15 protein-coding genes are annotated in these 20,059 nt (G+C 69.6%); 7 read left to right on the top strand and 8 right to left on the bottom strand.

The genetic code is table 11. The features are described 5' to 3' along the window. Positions 1-5: 5 nt before the first annotated feature. From AOZ06_RS22300 to AOZ06_RS22285, 4 genes are read right to left on the bottom strand one after another with little or no spacing between them, the layout of a single operon-like run. On the bottom strand, positions 6-2,342 hold the full coding sequence (locus AOZ06_RS22300; protein WP_054291180.1) for a glycohydrolase toxin TNT-related protein: 2,337 nt from the start codon (positions 2,340-2,342) through the stop codon (positions 6-8). A 2-nt stretch (positions 2,343-2,344) separates the two neighbouring features. Next, on the bottom strand, positions 2,345-2,761 hold the full coding sequence (locus AOZ06_RS22295; protein ID WP_054291179.1) for a hypothetical protein: 417 nt from the start codon (positions 2,759-2,761) through the stop codon (positions 2,345-2,347). Further along, positions 2,758-4,149 carry a hypothetical protein gene (locus tag AOZ06_RS22290; protein ID WP_054291178.1) on the bottom strand — a complete coding sequence of 464 codons (1,392 nt, stop codon included), beginning with the start codon at positions 4,147-4,149 and terminating at the stop codon, positions 2,758-2,760. The genes AOZ06_RS22295 and AOZ06_RS22290 overlap by 4 nt, the downstream gene beginning before the upstream one ends. Then, positions 4,142-8,431, bottom strand: a complete 4,290-nt coding sequence (locus AOZ06_RS22285) for a scabin-related ADP-ribosyltransferase (RefSeq protein ID WP_054291177.1) — start codon at positions 8,429-8,431, stop codon at positions 4,142-4,144. Before AOZ06_RS22285 ends, AOZ06_RS22290 begins: the two co-directional genes overlap by 8 nt. A 33-nt stretch (positions 8,432-8,464) precedes the next feature. Between AOZ06_RS22285 and AOZ06_RS22280 the strand changes: the two genes are divergently transcribed. Beyond that, a complete protein-coding gene (locus AOZ06_RS22280) occupies positions 8,465-10,660 on the top strand; it encodes a hypothetical protein (protein ID WP_054291176.1) in 2,196 nt (731 codons plus the stop codon). A gap of 553 nt (positions 10,661-11,213) precedes the next feature. On the opposite strand, the gene AOZ06_RS22275 is transcribed toward AOZ06_RS22280, so the two are convergent. From AOZ06_RS22275 to AOZ06_RS56510, 3 genes are all read right to left on the bottom strand, one after another. Further along, the gene (locus AOZ06_RS22275) at positions 11,214-12,065 is read right to left on the bottom strand and encodes a WXG100 family type VII secretion target (RefSeq protein ID WP_054291175.1); all 852 of its coding nucleotides are present in this window, start codon (positions 12,063-12,065) and stop codon (positions 11,214-11,216) included. Positions 12,066-12,179: 114 nt separating this feature from the next. Continuing rightward, positions 12,180-12,695 (bottom strand): YbaB/EbfC family nucleoid-associated protein, encoded by a 516-nt coding sequence (locus AOZ06_RS22270; RefSeq protein ID WP_054291174.1) that lies wholly within the window; start codon positions 12,693-12,695, stop codon positions 12,180-12,182. Between the two features lie 3 nt (positions 12,696-12,698). Continuing rightward, on the bottom strand, positions 12,699-13,010 hold the full coding sequence (locus tag AOZ06_RS56510; RefSeq protein ID WP_157233161.1) for a hypothetical protein: 312 nt from the start codon (positions 13,008-13,010) through the stop codon (positions 12,699-12,701). Between the two features lie 20 nt (positions 13,011-13,030). On the opposite strand from AOZ06_RS56510, the gene AOZ06_RS22265 reads away from it, so the two are divergent. After that, the gene (locus AOZ06_RS22265; protein WP_225954754.1) at positions 13,031-14,071 is read left to right on the top strand and encodes an NHL repeat-containing protein; all 1,041 of its coding nucleotides are present in this window, start codon (positions 13,031-13,033) and stop codon (positions 14,069-14,071) included. Between the two features lie 9 nt (positions 14,072-14,080). Here AOZ06_RS22265 and AOZ06_RS22260 read toward each other — a convergent pair whose 3' ends face one another. After that, on the bottom strand, positions 14,081-14,374 hold the full coding sequence (locus tag AOZ06_RS22260) for an Rdx family protein (RefSeq protein WP_083471845.1): 294 nt from the start codon (positions 14,372-14,374) through the stop codon (positions 14,081-14,083). Positions 14,375-14,522: 148 nt separating this feature from the next. Between AOZ06_RS22260 and AOZ06_RS22255 the strand changes: the two genes are divergently transcribed. The 5 genes from AOZ06_RS22255 to AOZ06_RS22240 are packed head-to-tail and all read left to right on the top strand — an operon-like array spanning position 14,523 to position 20,045. Then, complete coding sequence (locus tag AOZ06_RS22255) at positions 14,523-15,794, top strand: extracellular solute-binding protein (RefSeq protein ID WP_054291172.1); 1,272 nt, start codon at positions 14,523-14,525, stop codon at positions 15,792-15,794. Beyond that, positions 15,791-16,669 carry a carbohydrate ABC transporter permease gene (locus tag AOZ06_RS22250; protein WP_054291171.1) on the top strand — a complete coding sequence of 293 codons (879 nt, stop codon included), beginning with the start codon at positions 15,791-15,793 and terminating at the stop codon, positions 16,667-16,669. Before AOZ06_RS22255 ends, AOZ06_RS22250 begins: the two co-directional genes overlap by 4 nt. After that, a complete protein-coding gene (locus AOZ06_RS22245; RefSeq protein WP_236952341.1) occupies positions 16,666-17,547 on the top strand; it encodes a carbohydrate ABC transporter permease in 882 nt (293 codons plus the stop codon). Before AOZ06_RS22250 ends, AOZ06_RS22245 begins: the two co-directional genes overlap by 4 nt. Then, positions 17,544-17,666, top strand: a complete 123-nt coding sequence (locus tag AOZ06_RS61290) for a hypothetical protein (protein ID WP_257721478.1) — start codon at positions 17,544-17,546, stop codon at positions 17,664-17,666. The genes AOZ06_RS22245 and AOZ06_RS61290 overlap by 4 nt, the downstream gene beginning before the upstream one ends. 18 nt (positions 17,667-17,684) lie before the next feature. Further along, a complete protein-coding gene (locus tag AOZ06_RS22240; RefSeq protein ID WP_054291170.1) occupies positions 17,685-20,045 on the top strand; it encodes a hypothetical protein in 2,361 nt (786 codons plus the stop codon). Positions 20,046-20,059: the final 14 nt, after the last annotated feature.

The following is a 20,059-nucleotide window of genomic DNA, read 5'->3' as shown; positions in this document are numbered from 1 at the left end:
ACCGCTCAGGCCTGCTGCGGGACGCCCGCCGCCTGCATGATGTCCTCGCCCGGCAGTTCGATGCCGAAGCCGGCACCGGGGTTGACGATCACCGTCAGGCCGGTCAGCGCGGGCGCCAGGTCACGGCCGGTGGTCTGCATGACCGCCTGGGCGCCCGGCGGCACGTAACCCGGGGACGAGTAGACGGCGAGGAACTGGCGGCCGGTGCCCTCCACACCGATGCGCAGGCCGCCGTTCCCGTCCGTCTCCAGCATGAACGGCGCGTCCAGCGCGGCAGGCACGATCTCGTGGTGCGGCAGCCACCCGGCCGCGATGTAGCCGAGGACGAGCTCGAAGTCGCTCTGCGGCTCCGGGTAGCCGCGCAACCGCGGGCTCGGCCGGTAGTCGTCGTTGACGAACGTCTCGCCGGTGAACTGGCCGTCCGGGCCGACCTTGTACCCGCCGAGCACCACCGGCAGCGGGATGCCCTCGATGAACCTCGGGTCGACGTCCGGGTCCGCGCAGTACACCCAGCCGTTCGGGTTCTGCGCGGCCGCTGCCCGCATCTCGTCGGTGATCGGCGGCAGGCCGGGGTGCCCCGCCTGCGGCACGATCTCCTCGACGTACCCCTGCCTGAGGTACTCGTCGATCGGTTTGGGCAGCACGTACCCCCGCCCGCCCTCGGCGGACACGACGGACACCACCCGCCACGGGTCCCCGCTGATCCGGTACCGGTGGTAGGGGCGGTTGGCGTACTCCGGCGGCAGGCCACGCTGCTCGAACGGTGTCTCGGCGACGTAGACCAGGTTGCCCTCCGTGCTGCCGTACCGGTCCACGTCGACGTCCTGGATCATCACCGTGCTGACCGCGGCGAACGACTCCACGGGCGGGTCGTCGGACAGCACGACCAGCGGCGACTGCCAGGCCGGGATCTCCTCGCCGAGCTGGTACTCCAGGTCGGGCCCGTTGGCGGACAGCTGCCCCGCGAGGTACACGGCGGCCTGTCTGACGTCGTCGAACAGCACGGCGGACCGTTCGTCGTGCGACCACTGCACCCGGTACTGGTCGCCGTCGCGGACCAGGCACCACGCGGACTCCCGCTCGGCGAACACGCTGTAGAACCGGGGGCTGATCCGGTGGGTGATGATCGCCGACTCGACCGGGCCGAGCGCCTGGTTGGCATTGGCGTCCACTTCGGACTCGCTCCACGGCCGTCCCATGGCCGCCGCGGACGCGCGGTCCAGCGCGATCGCCGGGACAGCCTTCGGCAGCTGGTGCCGCGCCGACCGGATGTGCTCGACCAGCGCCAGCGCGGGCGGGACACCGTGCTTGTCGAGGTAGTACGCGGCGGCACCCGGCCACACGAACCGGCCGTCGGTGTGGAAGGACATCGGAACCGAGTCGTCCACGCCCGCCAGCACGTCCCGTGACAACCCACGCGCGGACAACACGACCGGCGCACCCTGGAGGTACTCCAGCACCGCCTGCCGCTCCACCTGGCTGAGCACCGGCCGGTACCAGGTCGGCTGACCGGTCTCGTCCCTGCCGTCGAACAACGGGACCGTCTCCGGCCGCCCGGCCGCGACCTGTTCCTCGGCGTACGCACTGCGCCCGGCCTGCTGGCTGCGCACAGCGGCGTCAAGCAGCCAGCGCGGGACAGCGTCTGCGTTGCGCGGCAGCAACCGCAGCTCGTCGGCACAGTCCTCGGCGTCGGTGACGAAGCTCAACGGGCTGAGCGCGTCGACGTCACGTACCACGGGCGCGTTGGGGGTGAGCTCGAACCTGGCGCGGAACCACACGCCACGGCCAGGGTGGTAGTCGCGCATCCGCAGCCGGTGCAGCCACTGGCTGACCATGGGCGGCGGTGACCAGTGCAGGACCGTGCTGTCGGCCATCGTCACGGTGACCGTGACGACCATGCGCGACACCAGCGCCTCGCACTCGATGCTCAGCCCGCTCCACCCGTCCGGCGCGGCCCCGGACAGTTCGGCGCCCAGTGACGCCAGCAACGCACCGGACGCGGTGTTCGGGTCCCCCTCGGGGGCGGTTTCGGCGGGCAACGCGGGAAACCACACGGCCACGCGTTCGTCACGGGCGACCTCGCGCACCTGCCGGACGACTGTGCCCGCGGGCGCGAGGTACCCGGTCAGCGGATCGGCGTCGGCGACGTCGACCCCGTCGCTGTCCACGGTGTGCAGCGTGAACACGGACTCCAGCTCGGCCAGCGAGACCTGCTTGACCTCACGCCCGTCCGGCAGCGTGACCTGCTGGCCGTCGACCGGCGCGTCCCGGCCGGCGTACCCCGTCCGGTCCGGCCCTTCCCCGACGCCGAAGACGGCGCCCCCGCTGACCCCGATGCGCATGCTCACGAGTCGTCTTCCCCCGCTGGATTGTGCACTTCCCTGACAACACTAGGACGAGCGTCGGCGGCGATCGCGCGCACGTCACGCGAAAGCTGGCCGATCGTCGCCTGATCGGGTGGTATGTCCTGGCAGTACAGGCTCAGACACCACACCTCTTCCGCGCTCCGCGTCAGCTGGACCCACGTCCCCCGCCGGGGCACACCGGTCACCGTACGCGAGCCGACCGCCTCCCCGAAGCCGGTCGCCAGCTCCTCGTAATCCTCGTCACCATCGGGCAGCCGGCCACCGCGACCCCAGCCTCCGTCCACCGGATCAGAGGCCGCGCCGGCCCGCACGTCACCCGTCCGAGCCGGTCGGCGCCGATGCGGCGATCCCGGTCCGGTGGAGAGCGTCGGTTCGACGGGGTACGACGTGATCATGGTCGCTTCGGCGGGAACCGTTGTTCGTAGCCGATCGTCAGACCGGCCGCCGTCGCGGCAGCGTGGACCTCCCGCGCGATCTGGTCCACAGTGGCCGGATCGGGCGGTGTGTCCTGATAGGACAGACTGACGTACCAGCTGTTCGCCGAGCTCCGGGCCAGCATCAAGCGGACAAGGCGGTTGTCGCCCTCCCGCAGGACACGCTCGCCGAAGTACTGCTCGCTGTCGTCGCCGATCCGGCCGCGCTTCTCGATACCCAGCGCGTCACGGAAGCTGTCCAGGGACTCCGCCGTGAACCCACCGCTCAAGTACGCGCGGTAGAGCACGTGGACCTGACCCGCGGTGCGCGTCGGCGCAGGCAGCAGAGGCGTGCGGGATTCCGGGGCCGGCCGCGGCCTGAGCCAGTCCCGCTCGAACCGCAGCCCGGCACCGGTCGCGGCGGCCGTGATCTCGTCGCGCCACTGGTCGATGGTCTCCTCGGGCGGACGCTTGCCCTCGTAGCCGATCTCGAACCGCCACAGGTCGTCGTCGTTGAAGGTGCGCCGAAGGCGCAACTGTGCCCGGTACCGGCCGTCGTTGGGCAGGTATCCGGCGCCCCACTCCAGCTCCGTGGACTCGTCGACGTCGGAGCTCCACTCGGGCCGCAGGCCCAGCTGCTGCTGGAGAGTCTGCAGCATGCCCTCGGTCATCGCCCCGCGGAACCACAGGACGAGCAGCAAGTCCTTGTCCGGCAACAGCTCGGCCCTGGCCCGCGCCGAGTACGGGTAGGACGGCTGCCGCATCACCTGCTCGTCGACGATCTCGAGCCCGAGCTCCCCGGCCAGCGGGAACACCTGGTCACGCAACGCCTGGATCACACGCTCACCGGGAACGAGCCGCAAATACCGGAGCCTGAGGTAAAGCGTCTCGTCGTCGTCCGTGCGGTACAGCTCGAAGTTCCACCGGGCCTCGCTGTCGCTGCGCAGCACCCGAAGGGCCAGATCCCGTTCCCCCGGGCTCAACGGGGCCCGCCGGGTCATCCCGAGACGGTCGACGATCTCGTCGACGACCGCTTCGGACAACGTTCCCGTCAACTTCACGATCCACGCGTCACCGACGCCCCACTCACCGAGCACCGGCGACCGACCGGCATCGTCGCCGTCACCCGCGGCCAGCCGCCGCTTGTAGGCCATGACTTGCTCGGCCTCGGCGGGGTCGATGCCGTAGAGGTCCCAGTCCGCCTGGCCCGACTCGTGCTTGCGCAGCCCGGAGGAACGGCGCCACGTGCCGTCGCGGGGGACGAAACTCTCGTCGACCCTGCCGCCGCCCTGCGCGTCCGGGCGACGCCGGTACAGCGCCGGCTCCGGCCACGGCGAGGTTTCGACGTAGTACGCCACGAGGTCAGACACTGGGCTTCGGCTCCTCAACGGTCACGATCGACTGCACACCGGGAGGGACCGGGATCGTCTCGAAGTACTCGCGCTGATACCTGTTCCACATCGGCCGGTCTTCGATCTTCCCTGTGTGCTCGTACTCGTAGGCGTCGTGCGTCTCGCTCTTGACGTGCCAGCTCTCCGGGGTGTGGAACTGCACCTCGAACATCAGGCCGGACTCCGGGTCACGCCACCGGGAGTTGATGCCCTGGTAGGGGTTCTCGTCCATCCCGACGTTCCAGAAGTTGGTCCGCCGCACTTCCTCGAAACCGCGCTGCCGCAGGTCGTCGGTGATGCGCACGACCCCTCTCGTGTAGTCGCCGGTGGACAGGGAGAAGGTGTAGCGGATCGCGTCCGGGATGCCGCGCAGCACCTCCTCCGGTGTGGTGGTCGCACCTTCGAGGCGATCCGCGACCTTTTCCTTGAGCCGATCGGCGCCCTTGAGGTCGTACTGCAACCCTTCCAGCCGCGTGTACGGGACGCTCTGCTCGATGTCCTGCATCACGCCGCGGATGCCGCCCTTGCCGTCCTCGCCGTGCCCGACCTTCTCGAAGGTCGGCAGGAAGTCGTCGACGGCCTGGTTCTGTTCGGGGGTGAGGCTGAACTCGTCCTTCCACGACCAGCTGCCGTCCTCACCGCGCACAGGCGGCGCCTGCTCGGTCCTGCCCGGCGGTTCCGGCGACTCCGGCGCGTCGGTGAACACGGGCGAATCGGCGGGTGGCTTGGCCGGCGGGCGCTCCGTCGGCTCCACAGTGGAGTCGACGGTGTCGTCCGGCTTGGCGACACCGACCGTGCCGGGGTCGACCGGGTCCGGCCGGTCGCCGAGCGGCGGGGCATCCGGGCCGAGCATGGGCCAGCCGCGTTGCGCTTTCTGGGCGTCCAGCTGACTTTCCTGGCGTGGACCGTGATCGAGGCCGAACAGCGCCGGCGCCACCTCACGGCCGAGCTCACGCTCCCAGTGCTTGGCCCACTTGTCCAGCTCGGGGAACTGCTCGTGCAGGACGTCCTTGTGGACGAAGCCGTACTTCTCCCGCACGACCGGGACCGGCTGCCACTCCTTCCTGCCGTCGGCGCCTTCGACCTCCCGCATGACCGGGGCCATCGCCTGCCGCTGCCTGGCGACGCGCACCAGGTCGTCGGAGCGGATCTGGACGTCGAAGTCGCTTTTCTCCTCGTCCAGCCCCAGCCGGTACATCGAGTCGAACGGGCGGCCCGTCGGGCGGTCCGGGTCGTCGCCGAGCCACTGGTCGGTCAACGCGCGGCTTTCGCCGGTGTGCTCGGCGTTCTCCAATGTCTTGCGCGGGTTGGAGAAACCGTTGACACCTGAGCCCTTGAGCCGGATGTCGACGTCGCGGGCATCGACGCCCTCGGCGCGCATCGCGTCGGCGAGGCTCGCGCGGAAGTCGTGGTACTGGCGTGGCGTCATGCCCAGCGGCGCGTCGCCGTCCTGCCACCACTTCATCTGCTCGTCGGAGTAGCCGAGGAAGTCCTTGTCGCGCTGCTTGATCTGGTATCCGGACTTCGGGTCGACCGGGGTTTCCGGGCGTTGCGGCTGTGCGCGTTCGGACATGTCCAGCAGCCAGTTGCCGTCGGTGGGCTTGGCGTGCTTCGAACGGCGCTGCTGCGGCTCGTTCTCCAGGCCGTACAGGCGGAAACCGAGCTTGCGACCGGTTTTCTCCTTCCAGCGCGCGGCGAACTCGTCGAAGCCGGTGACCGCGTTGCGTGCCACGTTCTTGTCGACGTGCCCGTGTTCGTGGGAGAAGTCGCCCTTGCCGTCCCACTTCGACCTGGCCAGGTCGACGACGTCGTCGGAATAAACCGACAGGTCGTAGTCGCTCTTCTCCGGGGCCAGTCCCAGCCGGTACTGGACGTCGAACGGCCTGCGCTCGGACATCCCGTCCCGCTCCGGGCCCTCCCACCGGGTCAGCCGCTCACGGCTTTCCGGCGTGTGCTTGAGCCCGTACTCGTCGCCCTCCATCCGCTTGTTCCAGCCGGAGTAGAAGCGCACGGACGAGCCGACCAGCCTCAGCTGGGACTTGTTCGGGTCGATCCCGTTGGCGCGCAACAGGTCGCCGAGCTCGGACTGGAACCGGCGGAACTGGTCGGGGTCCATGCCCAGCGGCGCTTTGCCGTCACGCCACCAGTCGACCTGGCGTTCGGTCAGGCCGAGTGCGTCGAGGTCGCGCTTGCGCAGCGGCGCGCCGTTGGCCGGGTCGGTCGGCCATGACTGACGGCCCTCGCTGCGGCTGTCCTTGCGTTCGGGCGCACGGCTCGGCTTCTCGTCGGCCGGGCGACTGTCGTCGTCGCGCCGGGCCTGGTCGTCGCGGCGCGGCTGGGTGCCTTGCTCCGCGTGGCGCCTGTTCCGCTCGGCGTCGATCGCCGCGGACCGGTCCTCGTGGTTCTGCTCGATCTGGTCGCGGCGCTGGTCCTTCTCCGCGACCAGATCGGCGAACTTGCGGTCGAGCTCCTTGCGGGTGGGCTCCGCTCGCCGGTCCGCCTCGCGGTTGACCGCGTTCTCCCGTTCGGCCTGGTTCTGCTTGACGCCGGCCGCACGCCGGTCGAACTCGTCGTTGATGCCGTCGCGGCGGGCCTGGTCGTCGCCCGCACGCGCGAGTTGCTCGGCCCGTTGCCGTTCGACCTGGTCCAGCTGGCGATCGGTGTCCTGCTTGACCTCGGCGAGGCCGCGTTCACGGCTTCGCGCGACCTCGTCGATGTGCGGTTTGGCTTCGAGCTCCAACTGCCTGACGCGGTCGGCAGTGTCCTGGTCGAGCGCTTTGAGCTGGTCGTTTCGCTCGTTGCCCGCTTCCAGCCTTGCCTGGTCGGCGTCGCGGTCGATCCGATCGGCCACAGCGGTCCGGTCGGCCTGGTCAGCGTGGTCGGCCTGGTGATCCGGCCGGGGTTCGCCGCCGGGCCGGCCGCCCCGGTCACCGTCGTCCGCGCGGTCGGTGCTGCTGTGGTCGTCCCTGGACGGCGGTGGCGTGGAGTGGTCGTCGCCACGGTGGTACGCGGCGATGACCGGGCGGGCCGGCGGGTTGTTCTTGTCCCACCCCGGGGTGTGCCCAGGCGGGTACGAGTCCGGGCTGACGGTCGACTTGCCGCCCGGTTCGTGCGTCGTCCAGCTGCCGTCGGGCGGGAAGGTCGGCTTCGGCGGCTTGCCGTACTGGCTGAAGTCCGTGATGTCGTTCTTGCGGCTCGACGCGAAGACGTTGCCGTCGTGGTCGACCCACGCGTCACCGTTGGGAGCGGTGACCGAGGCCTGGAGTTCCTGCGCGACCTTCGCCGCGAAGCCGTTGTTGCCCGCGCCGCAGCCGAACAGGGTGACCGGGCCGCCGTCGTAACCGGGATGGGCACGGATCATGTCGGCGACTTGCTTCTCGTCCAGCCTCGTCGTACCGACCCGGACCCCGTCCTGGGTGCCGTGCATGTCCACGACGAACTGGCCCGGGATCTCGGGCACCCTGTTCGCCGTGAACACGTCGTTGCCATGGGACGGGTTCACGGAGCCGCCAGTCGGGGCGAACACCGACATTCCGCCCTTGGTCGACTCCATGTAGGGGCGCAGCGAATCGAGCGTCGGGTCCTCCAACCGCCCCATCTGGTCGCCGAGGCTGCCGATGATGACAGGAGGATGACCGTCCGGACCCGGACGCATGGCGTCGGCGCTGTGCCTGCCGACCGCGGCGGGATCACCCGACACGTACCTGTCGCCGATGTAGTCGGGATTGGGCACGAAGTCACCGCGTACCCACTGATGGATGCCCGAGTCGTACGACACCTCGTACCAGCCCCGGACGTACCGGAAGTCGATGCCGCCGGGGAAGAGGACCTCGTCCTCGCCGTGGGACTCCTTGCCGGTCTTGGACTCCATGGTCGGGTCGGTGTGGATGCCGCCGGGGGCGTTGATCACGTAGACGTACTGCTTGTCACCGGCGAAGCTCTCACTGACGTCCGCGCTCGTCGAGGTGGACACGAACGCGTTCGTGTCACCGCCGACGTGCCGAGCGAGGTCGGGCTTGGCCCACTCAGGGTGGTTCTCCCAGTCCTTCCTGCTCATGTACGGCGGACGGAACCCGCCCTGCGCCTTGATCTCCGCGGGAGAACGCGTGTCGCCGCGGAACAACGACATCTGGTGCCGCGCCCAGTCCTTGATACCGCGGTACACGACCTTCGGCGTGCCGTACTTCGACCGCTCCACGCTGAACAACGCCACAGGCGGGCGGCGGTCCCGCAACGGCGCGTCCCGGTCCCCGTCGTACATCGCGGGGTCGTCCAACGGGCTCGTGGGCCGGGCGTGTTCCGGCAACGGCCTCGGCTGCCGGTTCTCCTGGTCGTCCGGCGGACTCTGATCCTGCCGGTTCGGGGTGGTGTTCTGCTCGTTCGGCCGGGTCTGCTCCTGCCGCTGATTCGGATCACGCCGCTGGTCCGGCCGATCCTGCCGGTCCTGACCCTGGCTGGGCCGGTCCTGCCGCTGGCTCGGATCACGCCGCTGATCGGGCCGATCCTGCCGATTCTGGTCCTGGCCGGGCCGATCTTCCCGCTGGCTCGGATCACGCCGCTGATCGGGCCGATCCTGCCGATTCTGGTCCTGGCCGGGCCGATCTTCCCGCTGGCTCGGATCACGCCGCTGATCGGGCCGATCCTGCTGATTCGGGCGGCCGTCCGGCGACTGCCGGTCCTGATCCTGGTTGGGCCGATTCTCCCGCTGGTTCGGGTCACGCCGACCGTCAGCAGGCTGCCCGTCCTGACGCCGGTTCGCGTCCTGCTGGCTTGGGCGGCCGTCCTGGGACTGCTGGTTGGGCCGGTTGTCCTGGGACGGCCGGTGCTGTCCCTGTTGCTGATTCGGGCCTTGCTGGTTTTGTTGCTGCTGGCCGGGTTGATCGGTGCGCGGCTGGTGGCCTTGTTGGTTCGGCGTCTGCTGGTTCGGCGTCTGCTGGTTCGGCGTCTGCTGGTTCGGGCGGCCGTCGGGAGACTGCGCGTCGGCAGGCGGCCGTCCCTGCTGGTTGACGCCCTGCTGGTTGGCCGCTTGGGATTGCTGGTTCTGCGCTTGCTGGCCCTGCCGGTCACCGGGGACAGGCTGGCCCTGCTGATTGGCCACTTGACCCTGCCGACCCGGCTGCTGCTGGCCCGGCTGGTTCGCTCCTTGCTGACCAGACCGGTCACCACTGCCCGACTGGCCCTGCTGACCGAACGACTGGCCTTGCTGCCCCGGCGCCGACTGACCCTGCTGGCCGGGCGTCTGACCTTGCTGTCCCGGCCCCTGCTGGTTGAACGGCTGTCCCTGTTGCCCTGGGGTCTGCTGTCCCTGTCGGCTTGGCCCTTGCTGATTCGCGCCCGGCTGACCAGATCGGTCGCCACTGCCGGGCTGGCCCTGCTGATTGAACCCTTGGCCCTGCTGCCCCGGCACCTGCTGACCTTGCTGGCCGAAGGCCTGGCCCTGCTGACCGAACGCGCGGCTCTGCTGCCCTTGCTGCCCTTGCTGGGCGAACGCTTGGCCTTGCTGGCCTGGTGCCCGCTGACCCTGTTGGTTGAACGGGTGGCTCTGCTGGCCCTGTTGGCCTTGACGGCCGAATGGCTGGCCCTGTCCCGGCTGGCCCTGTGCCTGCTGGCCTTGGTTGAACGGCTGCTGGCCTTGCCGGTTCGGCATCGGCTGCTGAGGTTGGTGCGTCCCTTGCTGGTTCTGCGCGCGGTCGTATCCCTGGCGGCCGCCGGTTTGCTGGCCTTGGCCGCTCTGGGCTTGGGGTGGGCCGTATCCCTGGCCTTGGGTGTTGGGGGGCGCGCTGCCTTGCGGGCCGAAGCCCTGGTTCCGCATCGCACCTTGGTTGTACTGCGGGCTGCGCATCGGCGCACCGAACTGGCCTTGCTGACCGGTGTTGCCCATGGGCATGCCGCCTTGGCGCATGCCTTGCTGTCCTTGGCCCGGGGCTGGGGCGTTCGGCCGCGGCGTTCCGCCGCCCTGGCCTTGGGGCGGGGCACCGCCGAACGCGTTGCCCTGGCGCGCCCCGGAATTACCCATCGGGGCGCCACCTTGACGCCCACCACCCTGGCCACCACCGCTGTTCGCCAAACCCGGCTGCCCACCACCACGCGACGCAGGAGCACCACCCTGACCCGCACCACCACGAGGCGCCGGAGCGCCACCTTGGCCCGCGGCACTGTTGACAGGCCCCGACTGTCCACCGGGGACACCACCACGCGCACCCGGATTGCCCTGACCGGCCGCACTACTCGCCGGTCCGGACTGTCCAGGTGGGACATTCCCGCCGCGCAAACCGGGAGCCTGCCCGGCATTGTTCGGCATAGCGCTCGACGGACGCGCGCCCTGTCCCTGTGCACCGGGGTTGTTTCCTTGGCGCACACCGGTTTGACCGTCCACCGGGCGGCGTTGCGGTTGGTTGCCGCCAGATTGGTTCTGCGGCGGCATACCTCCGGGCCCCGCTGGGGTTTTCGGGGCACTCATCGGTCGTGCCGGCCCGCCTGGCTGGCCTGACCGGGTTTCCACCGGGCCTGAGCCTCGGGGGGTGTTCGTCGGGCCCGCGGTCGCGGTCACGCCTGAGCGTCCGGACCCGCCTGACACGCCACCGCCGGAGGCGCCGGTGGAACGTGCGGCTGCCTTGTCCAGGCCGTCGCCGGACTTGCCCACCTTCGACGCGTTCGACTCGTCCGTGCCACGGACCATCTGCGCGGTTTGCTTGACCTTCTGGCCGCTGTTCTCCGCGGCCATCGCCGCTCGCTCGGCGCCTTCCCTCGCTGTCTTGATCGCTTCGTCGGCCTTGCCCATCGCGACCTGGCCGAACACCCCCGCGCTGTCCGCCGAGGCCCCGATGTTCAGTTTGCCGCCGATGCCGTCCCTGATCTGGCCACCCCGGCCGTTGAACCGCTCGCCGATCGACTCGACGGCGTCCGGGTCCATGTGGGAGCCCTTGCCCGGCGCCACTCCCCCGGTCCCGCCCGTCCCCGGTGTCGGGCCTCCGCCGTGGGAGGTCGACCCGTGGCTGCCGGAGGATCCCGACCCTTTGCCTCGCACCATCGGTCTGGATCCGCTAGCTGGCCGTGCCGGGGTTCACACCCGGGGTCTGCGGCTGCGCCTGCGGCATCTCGTACGGCTTCACGGCGTCGTACGCCGTCTTGGCGTAGTCGCCGTAGTCCGCGAACTTCTCGAGACCCTTCATCAGCCCCGACATCTTCTCCTGCAGCTTGGCCAGCCGCACGCCGAAGCGCTTCATCGCGGCCATCAGCCTGCTCAGCCGGGACGCCATCTTCGTGGCGAGCATCGCCGCCCGCGTGCCCGCGTAGCCGCAGTACGCCGCGATCGAGCCACCGAACGTCACCGCCGCCGACGCCAGCGCGATCAGCGCGCCCGCGATCAGCTCACCGATCAGGTCGGAGATCCAGTCGAACACCATCGCCCGCAGCTCGACCACCAGCGCGCCGGACAGCGCGTACGTCGCCGCGGTGCCGTCCATGGTCTTGCCGAGCGCCTCGTACTGGGCCGCGATCGTGTCCTGGTTCTGGCGGAACGCCTCGTTCGACTCACCCGACCACGAGCCGCCCATGGCCGCCACGTCCTGGCGGTGCTCCTCGGCGATCATCTTCATTTCCAGCGCGGCCGACTTGAGCTGGTGGGTGTTGGCGTTGATCTCGTCGGGGTTGCCGAGCAACGCGTCGAGCGGCTCACGGATGAAGCTGACGTGCTCGAGCAGCCAGCCGACACCGGCCGAGAACACCGCGGCGAGCGGGTTGGCCGCGGAGGAGACCAGGTCGACGACCATGCCCGCGCCCCCGATGGCCGCGTCGATGACGTCGACGCCCTCACCTTCGGACTCGGCGGTCAGCGTGTCGACGAACCCCGCGACGCTCTCGACGACACCGGCGCCCTCGTACCACTCGGTCACAGCCCTCCCCCAGTTCCTACTCGTCGCTCGTGCAGGTCAGATGACCGCCGCCCCGATTCCGTTCCCGTACAGACTGTCATATTCGAACTCGTTCGCACGCGCGAACCGACGTTCCTAGCCGCGGAAGATCGAGCCGTTCCCGAACTCGGGATCGTCGGTCTCGTCGGGACGCGCCGCCGGGCGGCGAGGCGGCTCCGGGCGCGGCGGGGCGGGTGGCTGCTCGGCGTTGTCCGAGCCGTCCTCGAAGCCGTACTGGCGCGGCTCGAGCTCTTCCTCGTCCTGCTCCTCGGCGGGCGGGAGGTACTCCGCGATCAGCTGGTACGACTCCGAGCCCGCGCCGTTGACCTGCTCGAACGTCTCAGCCACCTGGGTGGCGGCCGATCGCTGGGCGGTGCGGGCGACGGCCATGATCTCGGCCGCCAGCTGGGAATGCGACAAGCGCATCGCCTCGGCTGTCAGCCGCAGGTTCGTCAACGCCCCGGTCGGTGCCACTGTCACCGTCACCGTGCCGTCCTTGGACGACGCGCTGCCTTCCGCGTTCGCCAGCCCCTGCTGCACCGCCGCGGCCTTGGCCTGCGCGTCGGCGATCTTGGACTCGAAGTCCCGCATCCACTCGTCGGGCGTCTTCACGTGCTACCGCCTGTGTCCGTCTGCCTGGAAACCTCCGCACAGGATGTCACATCCGCCCAGCTCGCGCGGCCGAAACGCCGACATGTGCGTGCCCTCGGCCGGGAAGTCGGGCCACAGAGGACGGTGTGCCAGCCGCGCCGCGTGATCTTCGTCGTACCGCTGTCGCCCGCGGTGCGGACCGAGCCGCGGATCACGCAGGTCGGGACCGTAGTTCGCATCGCGAACCCGATTGCGGCCGAATGCCGCGCAAAAGCCGCCATCGGCGTGGTTGACGTTTCGTCCCGTTCCGGCTTCTGTCTGCTCGTAGTCGTTCAACCCTCAACAAGGAGTCGTCCATGAAGGACCACGGGATCACGAGACGCAACGCCATGAAGTTCGCCGGGGTGGCGGGTATGTCACTGCCCGCACTCGCCTCACCCGCCATGGCGGACGACGCCGCCGGCGAGGCGTCCGGCGACGTCCTCGCGCTGGTGGAGAAAGGTGACCGGCGGCTGGCGTTCTTCGACGCCGGTTCCGGCAAGCGGCTGTCGGAGGTGGTGCTCGGCGACTACCCGCACGAGATCACCGCGGACCGCGAGCGCCGGTTCGCGTACGTGGGCCACTACGGAGTGGAGTTCGCCAACGTGGTCGGGCCGGGCGCGTCCGCGGTGTTCGTCGTCGACCTGCGGGCACGCACGCTGGTCCGCACGATCGAGCTCGCGCCGTTCAACCGGATCCACGGCATCGGCATGGACGGCAGCAACCGCCTGTACGCGCTGTCCGAGGAGAAGGGTGTCCTGCTCGGATTCGACGCGCCCATCGGCACGAGCCCGAGCCGGGCAGTGAACACGGGCGCCATCAAGGCCCACATGTTCGCGGTCACCCGCAGTGGTGAACGTGCTTACGTCACCGGTCTGCTCTCACACACGGTGAGCATGGTGCGCCCCTACGACGCCGCGATCGCGCCCGTGACCGTCACGCCGGGACAGTTGCCGGAGAGCTGCTGCCTCAGCTTCGACGAGCGCACGCTGTACGTGGGCGCGCGCAAGAACCCCGGCGTCGTCGCCGTGGACGCGTACACCATGCGTGTCCGTGACGAGTTGCGGCTTCCCGGCACCGACCCGTTGCGGGTGTACGCCGTGTCCGAAGACCAACTGCTGGTGACGGATCTGGCCAACAACGCCATCTCCATGGTCAGCTCGCGGCTGCGTCCGATCTGGACCGCCACGCTGCCGGGCAAACCCTCCGCCGCCACAACGCACCCGCGCAAGCCGATCGCTTACGTGTCACTGTTGGACACCGCGCAGGTCGCGGTGCTCGACCTGGTGCGCGGCCGGGTCACCGGCACATTCCCCACGTTGCGCCAGCCGGACGCGGCCGTGCTGATTCCAGGCTGACAAGCACCCTCACGAGGGCTCATGGCGGTCACTGTGGCCGAGATCGCGACCGGGCGCGATCCGGTCACGCACCGCCCGCTTGAGCACGGCCAGGTCGGGGAAGCCGCCTTCCTGGGAGCGCGACCAGACCGGCTCGCCGTCGATCCGCACGTCGAACACGCCGCCCTTGCCGGGAATCAGCGCCACTTCGCCGAGTTCGTCGGTGAACGTGGTCAGCAACTCCTGCGCGGTCCAGCCCGCGCGCAGCAGCCACCGGCACTGGGTGCAGTACTCGATCTCCAGGCGTGGCACTCGCGTCGTCACGTCTTCCAGTATGCCGTCGGCCCCACGACATCCGCGCGCAGGGAAACCTCGGCAACAAGCGCTTACTGAACAGTCGCGATCGCCGTTGACTGTTCACATATGTAGTCATATGGTGCCCCGGTAAGCGCTTACTGGGAGGGTGCGGCCCATGCGAAGAAGCCTGGGATTGATCATCGGCGCGGCGCTGTGCGTACTCGCGGGGTGTGCGCCGGGAACCACTGACAGCAGCGGGGGCAACGGATCCGCGCCCAACAAGCTGACCTATGTGTACTTCACCGACGGTCCGGACGAACAGACGACCCGCGCGCTGATCAAGCAGTTCGAGCAGGAGACGGGCGCGACGGTCGAGCTGCAGATCCTGCCGTTCGCCGAGCTCGAACAGCAGCTGCAGGGGCGCATCGCCAGCAACAACGCGCCGGACGTGGCTCGCGTGCACGTGCTGCCGGTCTTCGAGGACGCGTTGCTCGACCTCAAGAGCGCCGGTCAGGACATCGGCGGCCAGTACCTCGACGCAGCGCAGGACTACATCCACGGTGACGGCGGCGCCTTGGTCGCGGTGCCGAGTGACCTGACGATGAACGGGCCGTTCATCAACGTCGACCAGTTCACCAAGGCCGGTGTCGCTCCCCCGTCCGCCGACAAGCCGTGGACGTGGGACGAGCTGGTCACCGCGGCCAGGAAAGTCCAGCAGGCCAACGGAAAGCCGTTCGCGATCGCGTACGACAAGTCCGGCCACCGGGTGTCCGGCATGTTCAACCAGTTCGGCACGAACCTGTTCGGCACCGACGGCAAGGTCGACTTCGACCCGGCCAAGGCGCGCAGGGCGGTCGGGCGGTTCGTCGAGCTCACCCAGCAGGGCGTGATGTCCAAGGACTTCTGGCTGGAGTCGGGCACCAAGTACAAGGGCGCCAACGACATCTTCCTGACCGGGGACGCGCCGGTGTACTTCAGCGGCAACTGGCAGGTCAGCCAGTTCGCCAAGGACGCGAAGTTCCAGTGGGCGGCCGCGCCGAACCCGTGCGCCGCGCGTTGCGGCGGCTATCCCGGCGGGAAGTTCATGGCCGCGTTCAAGCAGAGCGCGAACCCGCGGCTGGCCGCGAAGTTCGTCGCGTTCATGAACAGCCGCCCGGCGCAGGAGAAGTTCGCCAAGGAGGCGAAGTTCCTGCCGACGCGCAAGGACCTGGTCGCCGAGGGCGTGCAGTACCCGGACCGGTCCGCGGACATGGCGATGTTCCTCGCCGACGTCAAGCGCACCGACCCGGGCAGCTACGCCAGCAACTACAGCCCCGGCTTCAGCCCGACGGCGACAGCGGTGGTCAAGGAGCTCGCCGCGGCCGTGGCCGGGCAGCAGTCCGTCGACGACACCGTGGCCAAGATCCGCGCCGCGGCGGAGAAGAACCTGGAGGTCGCGCGCAAATGACCCGGCGGCGCCAGGTCAGGCCGTGGAACCAGCGGATCGCGCCCTACCTGTTCATCCTGCCGAACATGCTGATCTTCGGCGTGTTCATCGTCTACCCGGCCATCAACGGCTTCTACGTCAGCGGTTTCGACAGCTCCAACGGCCGCACGTTCACGCCGGTCGGCGCGGCCAACTACGGGAAGCTGTTCGGCGACGAGGAGTTCTGGTCCGCGGCCCGCGCGTCGCTGATCTTCGTGGTGGCGTTCGTGCTGATCTCCACAGCCGCGGCGATCGGGCTGGCGTTGCTGCTGACCCAGCCCATCCGGGCGCGCGGGTTCTTCCGCGCGGTGTTCTTCCTGCCGGTGCTGCTCTCGCCGGTCGTGGTCGGCCTGCTGTGGAGCTGGATCCTCGAACGCCGGTCCGGTGCGCTGAACTCGGTGCTGGGACTGGACATCGGCTGGCTGGTCGACGGGCCGACCGCGCTCGGGGTGACCGTGTTCGTCGGCGTGTGGATGCACGTCGGCTTCTACACGCTGATCATCATGGCCGGGCTGCAGGGCATCGACGGCTCGTACCACGAAGCGGCGAGGATCGACGGCGCCGGGGCCTGGCAACGCTTCAAGCACGTGACGTGGCCGCTGCTGCGGCCGACGACACTGGTGGTGGTGATCCTGTCGATGATCGCCGGGTTCCAGGCGTTCGACTTCATCTACACGCTCACCGGCGGCGGTCCGCTGGGCGCCACGACGCTGATGGTGCAGTACGTCTACGAGCACGCGTTCCGCTCCCCCATCCAGTACGGGCTGGCGGCGGCCGGGTCGGTCGTGCTGTTCTGCACGATCTTCGCGCTGACCATGCTGAACTTCCTCTACGGCCGACGCAGGGAGTCGATGTGATCGGCCTGGCCCCGCGACGGGAGAGGAAACGGTCCACGTGGACCTCCGCGTCCGCCACCGCACCGCCGGCCACGGCGAGAGTCCTGATGTACGCGGGACTGATCGCGTTGTCGATCCTGTTCCTCGCACCCGTGGTGTGGACGATGCTGTCGTCGTTCAAGACGCGCACGGAACTGGCCGCCCGGCCGCCGACGCTGCTGCCCGAGTCGTTCGCACTGGACAACTACACCGAGGCGTTGTCCCGGTTCGACTTCGGCGTGTACCTGACCAACAGCACCATCGTGACCGTCTCGGCGACCGTGCTCACCCTGGCGATCAACACGATGGCGGCGTACGCGCTGGCCAAGTACAACTTCCGTGGCCGCAACGTGCTGTTCCTGGTCACGCTGGGCACGATCATGATCCCGTTGCAGATCATCCTGATCCCGCTGCACCAGGTCGTCGCCGACACCGGGATGACGAACTCGCTGCTGGGGATGATCATCCCGCCCGCGGCGACGCCGACCGGCGTGTTCCTGCTGCGCCAGTACATGCTGACCATCCCGGACGACCTGATCGAGGCCGCCAGGATCGACGGCGCCGGTGAACTGCGGATCTTCCTCCGGCTGATCCTGCCGCTGTGCCGTCCCGCGCTGGCTGTCGTGACGATCTTCTCGGTGATCTGGCGGTGGAACGACTTCCTGTGGCCGCTGGTGATCGCCCAGTCGCAGAGCCTCTACACGCTGCCGGTGGCGCTCGCCCAGTTCAACAGCGAGGAAGTCGTGCCGTTCAACTACATCCTGGCCATGTCGGTGGTGAGCATGATCCCGGTGATCATCGTGTTCCTGTTCACCCAGCGGCACATCGTCAAGGGCATCTCGCAGACGGGGCTGAAATGAGCGAACGAACCACGCACCGGCTCGACGAACGCGGGACGGTACGGGACTGGCTCGTGGCGGGCGGCTGGGCCGAACCGGTCGACCTGTCCGGTGAGCTGGCCGCCGAGGGCTCACCGTAGGGCCCGGACGGACGGTGGGTGCTGACCAACGGCCCGGACGTCACACCGCTGAAAGCCAGGCTGCACGAGCGGTGGCCGTTGCGGGAGCAGCCGTTGCCGGAGGTCGTCGAAGGCGGCGAGGTCACCTACACCGGGCCGACCGGCGCCGGGCACCGGGGAACATGGCACCGCGTGCACACGATGTCCGACGGGTTGGTGGACTGGAGCGAGTTCTGTTTCACGCCCGAGCTGCGGATCGCCGTTGCCGCCACCGCGTTCGAGGTCGACCAGGCCGAATGGCGGACGCTCAAGCTGGCGAGCACCGGGCCGGTCCTGCTGTACGTCGGCGGCGAGTGCGTGCTGCGCACCGGCCAGGTCACCTACATGGAGCCCGCCGAGCACGAGGCCGGGGTGTGGCTGCCGTCCGGCGTGACCGAGGTCGTCGTGTGCTCGTGGCAGATCGGTTTCCGCGAGTGCCGCCAGGTCGTGCGGCTGCGGGTGGGCGGTCTGCCGGTCCGCGCCGTCATCCCCAGCCCAGGTGCCGACGAGCGGGTGTCGGAGTTCGCCGAGCAGGTACTGGACGCGATCGGCACGCCGCGCTGGGGCCTGACCGAGCCGGAGGTCGAGCTCACCGCGCCGGACGGCGTGACGGTGAACGTCCGGTGCGGCCAGGTCGACCAGACGGTCACTGTGGACGGCGGCAGCGTCACGATCGCGTTGACCGCCATGACCGGTGACACGGGCGTCGGGTCGGCGTCGATGCTGACCACGGGTGAGCACACCGTCCGGGTGTCGGTTCCCGGATCGCCGCTGTACCGGGACTTCCCGGTCGTGGTGCTGCCGACCGGGCGCACCCGGCCGGCAGGCGGTCCCGAGGACTGGCGGCGCGAGGTTCTCCAGCACGCCGCCCAAGGGCCGAACGGCTGCGCCGCCGAACTCGCTGCGCTGGCCGTGGACGCCGGGCACGTGCCGCGGCCCGAGGCGCTGGAGCGGTCACTGCGGATGATCCGCGACCGGGCGGACTGCGCGGACTTCGAGGCGTTGGGCCTGCTGCACCTGTGGCACCGCAGCGAGGACGCCCGCGAGCACGTCCGCGAACCCCTGCTGGGCCTGAAGTACTGGATCGACCAGCCCGGCCTGGACGCGATGTGCTACTTCACCGAGAACCACCAACTGGTGTGGCACACCGCGGAACTTCTGGCGGGACAGGCGTTCGCGAATGAGGTGTTCCGCAACACCGGGTGGACGGGCGCGCGGCACGCCGAACACGGCCGGGGCATGGCCGAACAGTGGCTCACGCGCAAACTCGCGGGCGGGTACAGCGAGTTCGACTCCAACGCGTACCTCGCGGTCGACGTGCTGGCGTTGACGTCGCTGGTGGAGTTCGCCGACGACGAGACGATCCGGGACCTGGCGTGGCGGTTGCTGGACAAGACCTTGCTGACGCTGGCGTTCAACTCCTGGTACGGCGCGCACGTGTCCGCGCACGGCCGGTCGTACGTACAGACCCAGCGCAGTGCCCGGCTGGAGGAAACCGCCTCGATCATGTGGCTGTGCTGGGGTATGGGCGCGCTCAACCACGCCACCCTGCCCGCGACCGTGCTGGCCACCGCACAGCGCTACCGGCTGCCCTCGCAGCTCGCCGAGGCGTCCCGGGTTCCCGAGGAGTGGCTGGGCAGGCAGCGCTACCGCGGCGAGTACCGGCCGCACCACGATCTGCTGTCCCGCCCGTACGCCTCCGACCTGGTCGTCTACAAGACGCCGGACGCGATGCTGTCCAGCGTCCAGGACTACCGCTCCGGGCTGCCGGGGCTGCAGGAGCACATCTGGGGCGCGACACTCGGCCCGGAGACCCAGATCTACGTCACGCACGCGCCCAACGACGCCACGCACTCGTCCGCGCGCCCGAACGCCTGGGCGGGCAACCGGATCCTGCCCCGGGCCGGGCAGCACCGCAACGCGCTGCTCGCTGTGTACCGCATCCCCGCGGACGACCCGATGGGCTTCACCCACGGCTGGTTCCCGCTGTCCACTCTGGACGAGTGGATCCCGGTGGATCCCTGGCTGGTCGGCCGGAAGGGCGACGGGTACGTCGCACTCGCGACTCAGGGCGGCTGCCGGGTGCTCACCGCGGGCCCGAACGCCTACCAGGAGGTGCGGTCACGCGGCGCCGGCACGGCGTGGGTGTGCGTGATCGGCAGGCGTGCCGTCGACGGCTCCTTCGCCGAGTTCATCGGCGCGCTGGACGAACCGGAGTTCGGGCACGACGGCGTGGACTACCGTGGCCTGAGCCTGCACTGGACGGGCCCGTTCACCGTGGACGGCCGACCGGCCGGGCTCGGCGACGAGCCGCTGCACCTGGACAACCCCCTGTGCCGGATGCCTTTCCAGACCCCGTGACCAGTGTTCCGCCC

The organism is Kibdelosporangium phytohabitans (genome assembly GCF_001302585.1).
Taxonomy (GTDB): domain Bacteria; phylum Actinomycetota; class Actinomycetes; order Mycobacteriales; family Pseudonocardiaceae; genus Kibdelosporangium; species Kibdelosporangium phytohabitans.
Note: the sequence above shows the minus strand (reverse complement) of the source record. Positions and strands in the feature narration are given on the sequence as shown.

Bases quoted from the DNA above. Each gene is read 5' to 3' on its own strand.
- AOZ06_RS22300 (WP_054291180.1), bottom strand. From the start codon at position 2,342: ATGCGCATCGGGGTCAGCGGGGGCGCCGTCTTCGGCGTCGGGGAAGGG.
- AOZ06_RS22295 (WP_054291179.1), bottom strand. From the start codon at position 2,761: ATGATCACGTCGTACCCCGTCGAACCGACGCTCTCCACCGGACCGGGA.
- AOZ06_RS22285 (WP_054291177.1), bottom strand. From the start codon at position 8,431: ATGTACGACGGGGACCGGGACGCGCCGTTGCGGGACCGCCGCCCGCCT.
- AOZ06_RS22265 (WP_225954754.1), top strand. From the start codon at position 13,031: ATGAAGGACCACGGGATCACGAGACGCAACGCCATGAAGTTCGCCGGG.
- AOZ06_RS22255 (WP_054291172.1), top strand. From the start codon at position 14,523: ATGCGAAGAAGCCTGGGATTGATCATCGGCGCGGCGCTGTGCGTACTC.
- AOZ06_RS22250 (WP_054291171.1), top strand. From the start codon at position 15,791: ATGACCCGGCGGCGCCAGGTCAGGCCGTGGAACCAGCGGATCGCGCCC.
- AOZ06_RS61290 (WP_257721478.1), top strand. From the start codon at position 17,544: ATGAGCGAACGAACCACGCACCGGCTCGACGAACGCGGGACGGTACGG.